Annotated in this window: 8 protein-coding genes; 3 read left to right on the top strand and 5 right to left on the bottom strand. The window is 69.0% G+C overall.

Annotated elements, in window-relative coordinates; genetic code table 11:
* Positions 1-490 precede the first annotated feature (490 nt).
* A complete protein-coding gene (locus tag ACWCPQ_RS31655; RefSeq protein WP_449905730.1) occupies positions 491-1234 on the top strand; it encodes an FABP family protein in 744 nt (247 codons plus the stop codon).
* Between the two features lie 320 nt (positions 1235-1554).
* Here the strand turns inward: ACWCPQ_RS31655 and cydC are convergent, their stop codons facing one another.
* The 5 genes from cydC to ACWCPQ_RS31630 form a co-directional block, all read right to left on the bottom strand.
* Positions 1555-3375, bottom strand: coding sequence for a thiol reductant ABC exporter subunit CydC (gene cydC / locus ACWCPQ_RS31650; protein ID WP_449905734.1), 1821 nt, complete (start codon positions 3373-3375; stop codon positions 1555-1557).
* A gap of 95 nt (positions 3376-3470) precedes the next feature.
* Positions 3471-5345: a thiol reductant ABC exporter subunit CydD gene (gene cydD, locus ACWCPQ_RS31645; RefSeq protein ID WP_449905728.1), complete on the bottom strand. Its 1875-nt coding sequence runs from the start codon at positions 5343-5345 to the stop codon at positions 3471-3473.
* A 4-nt stretch (positions 5346-5349) separates the two neighbouring features.
* Positions 5350-6462, bottom strand: coding sequence for a cytochrome d ubiquinol oxidase subunit II (gene cydB, locus ACWCPQ_RS31640; protein ID WP_449905726.1), 1113 nt, complete (start codon positions 6460-6462; stop codon positions 5350-5352).
* Positions 6463-6471: 9 nt separating this feature from the next.
* Entirely contained in the window at positions 6472-7935 is a 1464-nt protein-coding gene (locus ACWCPQ_RS31635) for a cytochrome ubiquinol oxidase subunit I (RefSeq protein ID WP_449905724.1), read from the bottom strand.
* Between the two features lie 161 nt (positions 7936-8096).
* Positions 8097-9017 (bottom strand): aminodeoxychorismate lyase, encoded by a 921-nt coding sequence (locus tag ACWCPQ_RS31630; RefSeq protein ID WP_449905722.1) that lies wholly within the window; start codon positions 9015-9017, stop codon positions 8097-8099.
* A gap of 151 nt (positions 9018-9168) precedes the next feature.
* Here ACWCPQ_RS31630 and ACWCPQ_RS31625 point away from each other — a divergent pair, with 151 nt between their 5' ends.
* On the top strand, positions 9169-9576 hold the full coding sequence (locus ACWCPQ_RS31625; RefSeq protein ID WP_449905720.1) for a sterol carrier family protein: 408 nt from the start codon (positions 9169-9171) through the stop codon (positions 9574-9576).
* A 65-nt stretch (positions 9577-9641) separates the two neighbouring features.
* Positions 9642-10757 carry a CAF17-like 4Fe-4S cluster assembly/insertion protein YgfZ gene (gene ygfZ / locus ACWCPQ_RS31620; protein ID WP_449905718.1) on the top strand — a complete coding sequence of 372 codons (1116 nt, stop codon included), beginning with the start codon at positions 9642-9644 and terminating at the stop codon, positions 10755-10757.
* Positions 10758-10765: the final 8 nt, after the last annotated feature.

The following is a 10765-nucleotide window of genomic DNA, read 5'->3' as shown; positions in this document are numbered from 1 at the left end:
TTCAGGCCTCGAGACTCGCGCCTGCGGCGCATGCGCTTCGAGGCCTGAACGGCGAGACGGGCCTCAACCCTTTGAGGTGTCTCGTAAAACTCGACTCACTCGGTTGCGGGGGCATTGACCGTCCGGCCAGCATGCGGACACACGGGCCGAGCGGGCCCAGGGGGATTTGCTACGCCGGATGGGTCGGCCTGCGAACTCTTGTCTATTGCTACTCCGGATCGTCGGCATGCTTGTCCACACCATGTATCCACTCCCGGATGGTCGGCATGTGTGGGCGGGGCCCGCCCCGGTTCTGGAGCGACAGAGCGAAGGAGCGCAGCGACTGAGCGCCGGAGTGAAGAACCGGGGTTAATAGGGCCCCGCCCCGCGACGCCGGAGGCGACGCCTAGAATTAGCGCGTGGTCCTCTTCTTCGAGATTCTGCTGATCGCCGTATCGATCCTCATCGGATGGTTCGGCCTGTACGTCTTCTACCGGCTGTTCACCGAGTCATGAGCGATCTCGCGAGCGAGGGTTCCGATCCGGCCGAGCGAGCGAGCGACATCAGCAACGGAAAGCCTCCGGCCGATGATCACGGCCAGAACGGTCACGGCCGTTCCGGCGAGAACCCGGCGTCGCTGAGCGGCGATCGGGCGGTGGCCGATGCCGCCGAGCGCGCCAAGGCCACCGGCGGCCGCAATATCCCAGTGCTCCCGGACCTCCCGCTGCCCGACGATACGGCGAATCTGCGCCTCGGCCCGGACCTGAACCCGGCCATGCTGGCGCTGTTGCCGATGGTCGGTGTGTGGCGCGGCGAGGGCGAGGGCAACAACCCCGAGCGCGGGGATTATCGCTTCGGCCAGCAGATCGTGGTCTCCCACGACGGCGGCGACTATCTGAGTTGGGATTCGCGTTCCTGGTTCGTCGAATCCGACGGCGGTTACGGCGGTCCGGATCTGCGGGAACGCGGTTTCTGGCGGGTCGGGGTGGACGACAACGACGAGGTCCTGGAACTGCTGCTGACCCACAGCACCGGAATCGTCGAACTGTTCTACGGCACCGCATTGACCCAGTCGTCCTGGGAGCTGGCCACCGACGTGGTCATCCGCAGCCAGACGGGCGCGGTGGTCGGTGGGGCCAAACGCCTGTACGGAATCGTCGAGGGCGGCGATCTGGCCTACGTGGAGGAACGGGTGGTGGCCGACGGTCCACTGCAACCGCGCCTGTCCGCCCGCCTGCAGCGCTATATCGGCTGACCCACGACATCTGCTGACCCGCGACCCGTTCCGGCCGGAAGCGCACCGGGATCGACGAGAGCGTCCTCGGCCTCGCCCGGACACAGAACGACCCCCGAGCCGTATCGGCGCGGCCTCCGGAAGGAATACCGGTGGTCTCGCGGCCGATCCCGATCGGACGGACCGGGGACTCGGGGGCCGGGTGGCTACCGTGGATTCGCTGAGCGCTGAAGCGATCGGAATCCAGGGGACAGCCGGCTACAGCGTCAGCTGGTAGCCACCTCACGCGTCCTGAGAATCTGCATTCTTGGGATCACCTCCTTCCTTGTGTAACTCCGAACTTAGCCACCACCCGCGGTAGTCGGCAACGGAATTTCGTCGAGGGCGTAACGAGTGGCTATCCCGTCCGCGAAAGCGGCCCGCACCTGGCCGGTTTCGTCGACCGTGACGACCAGGCCGGCTCGATGCCCGGCCGGTAGCTGATGTGTGACCACAACCACATCACGGTCGGCCGCGACCAGTCCGCTGTCGATATCGAGCAGCGCACGCAACAATTCCGCTCCGGCGGCGGCGTCGAGGTGTTCGGTCGGTTCGTCCAACAGCAGTGCCCGCGCCGGCGAGACCAGGGCCCGCGCGAGCAGGATCCGCCGGCGCTGCCCCCCGGAGACCGCGGCCGCACCGCCCGGGAGGTCGGTGTGCACGCCGTCGGGCAGCGCGGCCAACCAGTCCCCCAGTCCGACCGTGCGCAGTGCCCGCTCGGCAGTCTCGGCGTCGAGGTCGCCGCGGGCGACCCGCAGGTTTTCCAGGACACTGGTACCGAACAGGTGGGCGTCCTCGGCGAAGAACCGCACCTGGTCGTCGGGATGGTCGAACATACCGGCCCACGCCATCAGCAGAGTGGTTTTTCCGGCACCGCTGGGCCCGACCACCACCACGCGTGGTGCCTGTGGGCGCTCCGGGATCTGCCACTGCCCGTCACCGACCCAGCCGATCACCACACCGTCGGCGCGACTGTCGGCGTATGGGAACGGGTGCGGATATCCGCCGGTGCCGAACCGCTTCCGGGTATCGGCCGCCGCAGCGGCGGACAAGTCGGCGCCCGCGACCACGGAAGCGTCGGTCCCGCCGGTTTCCGCCGGCCGGTGATCCGGCGATACCGCACGCAACCGGTGCAGCGCCGCGCGCGCCACGGTGAGGGTCTGGGCCGCGGCCGGCAACGGGCCGGTCGCCTCGAACGCGGACAGCGGCAGCAGGACCAGGACGGTCAGCGCCATGGGTGTCACCGCGCCCGGGGCGCCGCCATCGGGACCGTAGACGATGACCCCGATCAACAGCGCGGCCAGGACGGTCACCCCGGTCGCGAGCGGTATCGCGGCCGCCGCCCAGGCGTTGCGGCCCGCGGCCCGGTCCTCGGCGGCCAGCGCTCGCCGGTTCGCGGCGGCTGCGGTGTCCATTGCGGACGCGAGCTTTCCGGCGACCCGAAGTTCGGCGGCATGGTCGAGCACGGTGAGCGCGTGCGCGGCGAATTCGGCCCGGTCGGCCCGCGCCGACCGCTCGGCGGCGGCCGCGGCCCGGGCCGAGAGCCAGGGCGCGACAGCTCCGGCGAACACCAGCGCCGCGGCCAGCACCGCCGCGGCCGGCACCGAGATGAACGCCAGCATCGCGACCGCCGCCACCGCCAGTACCAGCGCCACCGCCACGGGGACGAAGGTCCGGACCACCACCGCGCCCAGATCGTCGATATCGGTACCGACCCGGACCAGCACATCGCCGCGCCGTAACCGGCCGGGGCCACCTGGCGCGGTGGGTACGGTGGGCCGGCCGGCTCCCCGCGCGATATCCGGGACGTCCGCCCGGCGGGTCAGCCACAGCGGCGCGCGGGCCAGCGCGCGGTACACCGAGGTACGGGCCGCGGTCATCGAGCGCAAGGCGACATCGTGGGTGGCGAGCCGCTCCAGGTACCGGCACACACCGCGTGAGATACCGAGCGCCCGCACCGCGACCACGGCGACAGTGAGATCCAGTACCGGCGGCATCTGCCAGGCCCGGGCGATCAGCCAGGCGGCGAGCGCCGCCAGACCCAGTGCGCTGCCCAGGGCCAGTACTCCCCAGCCGATCGAGACGGCCAGCCGGCGGCGCGGGATCTCCAGCAGCTCCCACATCTGCCGGATATCGCGCAGCAGCAGCCGGAGCCGGGCCCGGCGGCGACCCACGCGGGCCGGGAAGCGCGGAGGGCGAGTGGTTTCGGTTCGAGGGCTCATCGCGACATTCGGGGGATGGTCGTCGGTACCGCGACGATCTCGTCGGCTGCGGACAGTAGGGCCGGACGGTGCGCGACCACGACCACGGTCGCGCCGGTACGCGCCAGCGTGGTGAGTGCGGCCGCCACCGCGACTTCGCTGTCGGGATCCAGATGGGCGGTCGGTTCGTCCAGCAACAGGATCGGGCGATCCGCGGCCAGTACCCGGGTCAGCGCGAGTCGCTGCCGTTGACCGAGGGACAATCCGATCCCCCCGGACCCGACCAAGGTATCCCATCCGGCGGGCAAAGCCTCGAGGACCGCGTCGAAACCGGTTACGGCACAGGCGGCATCCAGCTCGCTGAGCACCCGGGCCGCGCCGCGGCGCGCCGGTCCGGCCACCGTGGCACCGAGCAGTTCGAGATTCTCCCGCAGCGTTCCCGGTACGAGCACCGGTCGCTGCGGCAGCCACGCCAGCCGCGACCACCATTGTTCGGCGGGAATCTCCCGGATATCGACACCGTCGGCGAACACCGCGCCGCGAGTGGGTTCGATCAGACCCAGGATCGCCTGCAGCGCGGTCGATTTCCCGCAACCGTTGGGCCCGGTCAGTGCGGTGACAGCGCCCGGGGCGAAAACGGCGTGCAGACCGTCGGGGGCGGCACCGTCCCGGGAATCGATTGTCAGATCACGCAGTTCGACAACACCCGCGCTCGGGGCCCCGGGCCTGGATCCGATGCCTCCGCTACCGGGTTCCCGCCCGGCTGCCGCGCGGATCGTCCCGGGCCGCCCGCCCTCGCCCCGCGCCGCCCGCCCCGAATCGGCCCGCGCGGACACGAGAGCGTCTCGGTCCGGGCCGATCGCGACGACGGCCGGCCGGTCCGCCACCGCGCCGTCACCGATCGCGGGGTCCAGGACAGCGAATGCGCGGTCCGCCGCCGCCATTCCGTCCTGGGCGGCATGGAAACGCTCCCCCACCGTACGCAGCGGCAGATAGACCTCCGGAGCGAGGACCAGGGCCACAATCCCGGCGTAGAGACCCATATCGCCGTGCACCAGGCGCATACCGATCGCTACCGCGACCAGCGCGACCGACAGGGTGGCCAGTAGTTCGAGCACCATCGAGGACAGGAACGCGAGCCGCAGCGCGCCCATGGTGCGCTGGTGTAGCGCTTCGCCCAGCCGGCGCACGCGCCCGCTCATCGTGCGGCCCGGGATATCGGTCGCGGCGCCGGTCTCCCGGCCGAGGGCGCGCAGCGTCGGCATACCGGCGAACAGGTCCAGCAGCTGATCCGACAGCCGGGTGGTGGCCGCCAGTGTCTCCCGGGCCCGGCCCTCGGTGAGCAGGCCGATGAGGATCATGAAGAGCGGAATCAGCGGCAGCGTGATCAGCACGATGACCGCCGAGGTGAGGTCGTGAACCGCGATCACCGCCAGCACGACCGGTGGGACGAGTACCGCGAGCAGTAGCGCCGGGATGTACCCGGTCAAGTAGGCGCGCAACCCGTTGAGTCCGCTGCCCACCACCACCGCGAGCTCGGTGCGCCGCGACTCCAGTTCCCGGGGCGGGAGTTCGGCTCCCGCGGCCAGTACGGCCTGTTCGAGTTCGGCGATCACCCGGGCGCCGGCCCGGTGCGCGATCCGCGACTGCCACCACGCCGCCACCGCCCGCCCGCCGAGTGCGATCGCGAGGAACACCAGCTCCGCGGTCCACGCACCGAGGGATCGGCGGGCGGGATCGGTGATCACCCCCGCCAGCACCCGGCCCAGCAGCACCGCCGCGCCGGCGATACTCACTGTGGTAACCAGCGAAAGGGCAACGCTCAGTGCGAGATAACGTCGCGCCGAGCGCGCATACCGCCACAGGCGTGGGTCCACGGGCGGGCGGGCCATGGGGTCACTCCTCGATCACGACGCGGGGTGTGAGTCCGATTCCGGGTGGGATGTGCTCGACACTGATGCGTTTGCGGAACACCCAATAGGTCCAGGCCTGATATCCCAGCACCACCGGTGTCACGATCACCGCCGCCCAGCTCATCACCTTCAACGTGTACGGGGTCGAGGACGCGTTGTCGACTGTCAGGCTGAACGCCGGGTCGATGGTGGAGGGCAGCACATCCGGGAACAGCGCTCCGAACAGCAGTCCGGAGGCGGCGAGCACGGTGAGCGCGGTTCCGGTGAAGGACCAGCCGTCGCGGCCGGCCAGCAGCGCCGCGGCACCGCCGAGCAGGCCGGCCACCGCCAGCGCCAACAGGATCCAGGTCCAGCCGCTCCCGTAGGCGAACTGTGTCCACAACCCGAAGCCGCCCACGACCGGAGTCGTCGGTATCAACAACAGCCGGGCGATGCGGTGCGCGTCGTCGCGGACCTCACCGGCGGTTTTGAGCGCCAGGAACACCGCCCCGTGCAGGGCGAACAATAATCCGGTGGTGAGCCCGCCCAGCAGTGCGTAGGGACCGAAGAGTTCGCCGAAAGCACCGGTGAACTGTTTGTCCGCGTCCAGCGGAACTCCGCGCACGATATTGGCGAACACCCAGCCCCAGGCCAGCGCGGGCACCCAGGAACCGATCCCGATCCCGATATCGCAGCGGGCCCGCCAGCGCGGATCGTCGATCTTGCCGCGGTACTCGATCGCACAGATACGCAGGATCAACGCCACCAGAAGCAGCAGCAGGGCGAAGTAGAAACCGGAGAACATGCTCGCGTACCACTCCGGGAAGGCCGCGAACAGCGCGCCGCCGGCGGTGATGAGCCAGACCTCGTTGCCGTCCCAGACCGGGCCGATGGTGTTGAGCACCACCCGACGGCGGGTATCGGCGGCGAGCGGGCCGGGCTCCGCGGCGGCAACCCGCGTGGCCACGGCGGACCCGCGCGGGCCGCGCGAGGACGCAGATCCGCCGCGGCCCAGGATCGGCATGAGCATGCCGACCCCGAAATCGAAGCCCTCCAGCACGAAATAGCCGGTGAAGAGCACTGCGATGAGTACGAACCAGAATTCCTGCAGTCCCATGCCCGGCTCCTAGTAGGCGAACGAAAGCTGTTCGGTGACAGGTTTTTCCGCAGACCCGTCGGTGGGCTCACCCGGTGGCCGTTCCGGGCCCTCGAGTACATACCGGCGCATCAGGTAGAACCAGACGACGGCCAGCAGCCCGTAGACCACGGTGAAGGTGATCAACGAGATCCACACCGTCGCCGCCGAATGGCCGGACACCCCCTGCTGCACCATCAACCGAAGATCCTGATCGCCGGTCGGATTGGGTACCACCACCCAGGGCTGGCGTCCCATCTCGGTGAACACCCAGCCGGCCGCGTTGGCCAGGAACGGAGTCGGGATGGCGAGCAGGCTCAACCAGGAGAACCAGCGCCGGTCCGGTACCCGGCCGCGGCGGGTCACCCAGAATCCGGCGAACACCAGCAGCGCGGATCCGCCGGCGAGGCCGATCATGGCGCGGAACGACCAGTAGGTGACGAAGAGGTTCGGCCGGTAGTCGCCGGGGCCGAACTTCTCGTTGTAGGCCTGCTGGAGATCGACGACGCCCTCCAGTTCCACGCCGGTGAACTTGCCCTCGGCCAGCCAGGGCAGCACATAGGGCACCTCGAGCACATGCGTCACGCTGTCGCAGTTGTTGTGCGTGCCGACGGTCAGGATCGAGAAATCCGGATCGACCTCGGTGTGGCACAGCGATTCCGCCGAGGCCATCTTCATGGGCTGCTGCTCGAACATGAGCTTGCCCTGGACGTCACCGGTGTAGACCAGGGCGATACCGGAGATCACCACGACCAGCAGCGAGACCCGCGCGGCCGGCCGCCACATGGTGCGCGCCTCGGCGAGCTTGCCCGGTTCACCGCTGCGGGCGTTGCGCACCATCCACCAGCCGGCGATCCCGGCGACGAATGTCCCGGCGGTGAGGAACGATCCCGCGACCACATGGGGAAATGCCGCCAACGCCGTGTTGTTGGTGAGCAGTTCGACGATGCTGGTGAGTTCGGCCCGACCGGTCTCCGGGTTGTACCGGGCCCCGACCGGATGCTGCATGAAGGAATTGGCCGCGATGATGAAGTACGCGGAGGCGTTGACGCCGATGGCCACCATCCAGATGGTGCCCAGGTGGACGAGTTTGGGCAGCCGGGACCAGCCGAATATCCAGAGTCCGATGAACGTGGACTCCATGAAGAAGGCGACCAGGCCTTCGAGCGCCAGGGGCGCGCCGAATACGTCGCCGACGAATCGGGAGTATTCGCTCCAGTTCATTCCGAATTGGAATTCCTGCACGATCCCGGTGGCGACACCGAGCGCGAAATTGATCAGGAACAGTTTTCCGAAGAATTTCGTGAGCCGGTACCAGTGCTCCTTGCCGGTGACGACCCAGGCCGTCTGCATACCCGCGACGACCGGTGCGAGACCGATCGTCAGGGGGACGAACAAGAAGTGGTAGACGGTCGTGATGCCGAATTGCCATCGCGAGACATCCAGGGCGTCCACACCTAGCCTCCTGTTACTACGACGTGTCGTAGACTCAGACTACGCGTCGGCGCGAGCCGATCAATGTGTCGGCGGACACGACATGCCCAGCGATACGCACACGATCCGGCAACGGTTCCGGTCACATTCGGCACGAGCCGATCACGCGAGCACGCCGGAGATCACCAATCGGCGATGGTCCCGGCCCGTTCGATCCCCCGGTCGACCATCTCGATGATCTCCGAAGCCGACTCCGAGGCCGACATCCGTACGCCGTCAAGCGAATTCACCCGTGCGGCGAGTGTCACACTGCTGAGCATCCAGATGCTGTCGCAGTCGAACAGATCGGCGGTGAACAACGGTTCGTAGCGGCAGTCGTAACCGCGACGCTCGGCCTCCGCGTACAACGCGCGCTGGGTGACTCCCGGCAGCACACCGTTTTTCGCCGGCGGCGTGATCAGCTGCTTGTCCCGGGCGATCACCACCGTCGAGCGCGGCCCCTCCAGCACGCGGTGTTCGGTACTGGTGAAGATCACATCGTCGGCACCCATCCGGGCGGCGAACCGCAACGCGGCCATATTGGTCGCGTAGGAGAGGGTTTTCGCACCGAGCAGTTGCCAGGGCGCCGCCTGCGCGAGATCGATCGAGATACCCCGGGTCAGCGTGACCACCGCGACACCCTCGGTCCGCGCCGCGGCCACCCGTTCCGCCAGTTCGGTGACCATGACGAAAGTCGTCGGCACCGGAACCGCCTCGGACAGTTCACCCGAACGCAGCCCCGCCTTGGGGCTGCCCAGCGCGCTCTCCCGCCCGCGGGTGAGCACCAGGCGCATGACCCCTTCTTCTTCGCTGCCCCACTCCTTGGCCGCGGTCTCGGCCGCATTCCGCCATCGCGCCAGATCGGGTTCGGGTAGATCGAGCGCCTTGGCAGAGCGGCGCAGCCGGGCGAGATGGAAATCGAGCGCGCAGACCGTGCCACCGCGGACCAGAACCGTTTCGAAAATCCCGTCGCCACGCAGGACGCCGATATCGTCGGCATACAACAACGGCTGATCCGCGTCACGAACCTCGCCGTCGAGTGTTACAAGAACTCGATCCACCATGCGCACGAGCGTAGGCCAACACGGTCCGCCATGAGGGACAGAAAGCCAGGCAGTCCGGACAATGTCTCCTGTATGCCGTATTCCGATACCGCGGTGACCGTCGGTAGTCCACCATTTCGATCGCGCAGGTTCCGGTGGATAAGGTCGGGCAATGGCGCGACGGACGGATATCGACCCGGGCGTGGTGCGAGCCGCGGTGACAGCCGTCCGGGATTGGCTGCTCGACGAATCCCGTCCGGCTCCGCCCCGGACCGAACTGGCGGCCGCGGTCCGCGGCACTGCGCGAGCGCTCGCCGCGGCAGCGCCCGGACATTCGGTGGAAGTCCGGGTGCCGCCGTTCGTGGCCGTGCAGTGCATAACGGGCCCGCGGCACACCCGTGGCACCCCGCCCAATGTCGTGGAAACCGATCCCCGGACCTGGCTGCTGCTGGCAACCGGGCTCCAAGACCTCGCCGCGGCCGTCGCGGCCGGGCAGGTGGAGGCATCCGGTAGCCGGGCCGCCGAGATCGACCGCTGGCTGCCACTGGTTCCCATACGCCCCGACGAGGGTGCGTCGTGAAACGAATCGCCTGGTCAACCCCCCGCTGATGCGCGAAGGGGGGACCAGCTCCTAGAGTGGAGGCCGTGTCCGTGCTCGCCGCACCCAGCCCTGTCCTCGCAGTACCGGGAGCCGTCGCGGCCCCGGCCGGTACTCCGGACGAGTCCGTCCCCTGGCATTACGGCGATCCCCTGGGCGAACAGCGGGCCGCTACCGAGCGGGTCGCGATCGTGGACCGTTCGCACCGTTTCGTACTCACCGTCACCGGCGCCGAACGACTCAGCTGGTTGCACACCATCACCAGTCAGCACATCGCCGAACTGGGCGACGGCCGTTCCGCCGAGAATCTGGACCTCGATCTCAACGGCCGCGTCCTGCATCATTTCGTCTTGACCGAACTGGACTCGACGGTGTGGATCGATACCGAGGCCGACCGGGGTCCCGGGCTACTGGATTTCCTCACCAAGATGGTGTTCTGGGCCGACGCCCGGCCGCAGGCGGCGGCCGATCACGCCGTGCTGAGCCTGATCGGTCCGCGCACCGGCACCCTGACCGGCGTGCTCGGAATCGACCGGCTGCCCGACACCTACGAGGCGCTCGCGGTGCCCGGCGGTGGGTTCCTGCGCCGGATGCCCTGGCCGACCGCCGACTCCTTCGACCTGATCCTGCCCCGCGAGCAGCTGATGTCGCGGTGGAGCGAGCTCACCGCCGCCGGCGCCGAACCGGCCGGATCGTGGGCCTACGAGGCGCTGCGGGTGGCCGCCGTCCGGCCGCGGATCGGGCTCGACACCGACGATCGCACCATTCCGCACGAGGTGAACTGGATCGGCGGGCCCGCCGAATACGGAGCCGTCCATCTCGACAAAGGCTGCTATCGCGGCCAGGAAACCGTGGCGCGGGTGCACAATCTCGGCAAACCACCGCGCCGCCTGGTCCTGCTACACCTGGATGGATCCGCCGACGAGCGGCCCGCGCCGGGCGAACCGGTCACCGCGGGCGGCCGGGCGGTCGGCGTCCTCGGTACGACGATCGACCACTACGAACTCGGTCCCATCGCCCTGGCCCTGATCAAACGATCGGTACCCGCCGACACCCAGCTCACCGTGGGCGCCACGGCCGCCGCCATCGACCCCGATTCGGTGGTCGCCGACGATGCCCCGCAGGCCGGCCGCCGCGCCGTCGAACGGCTCCGTGGCCGCTGACCGGCCGC

Source organism: Nocardia sp. NPDC001965 (assembly GCF_053594175.1).
Note: the sequence above shows the minus strand (reverse complement) of the source record. Positions and strands in the feature narration are given on the sequence as shown.

What these genes read in the sequence shown, in the direction of transcription:
- ACWCPQ_RS31655 (WP_449905730.1), top strand. Translation starts at nt 491, where the DNA reads ATGAGCGATCTCGCGAGCGAGGGTTCCGATCCGGCCGAGCGAGCGAGC.
- cydC (WP_449905734.1), bottom strand. Translation starts at nt 3,375, where the DNA reads ATGTGGGAGCTGCTGGAGATCCCGCGCCGCCGGCTGGCCGTCTCGATC.
- cydD (WP_449905728.1), bottom strand. Translation starts at nt 5,345, where the DNA reads ATGGCCCGCCCGCCCGTGGACCCACGCCTGTGGCGGTATGCGCGCTCG.
- cydB (WP_449905726.1), bottom strand. Translation starts at nt 6,462, where the DNA reads ATGGGACTGCAGGAATTCTGGTTCGTACTCATCGCAGTGCTCTTCACC.
- ACWCPQ_RS31630 (WP_449905722.1), bottom strand. Translation starts at nt 9,017, where the DNA reads ATGGTGGATCGAGTTCTTGTAACACTCGACGGCGAGGTTCGTGACGCG.
- ACWCPQ_RS31625 (WP_449905720.1), top strand. Translation starts at nt 9,169, where the DNA reads ATGGCGCGACGGACGGATATCGACCCGGGCGTGGTGCGAGCCGCGGTG.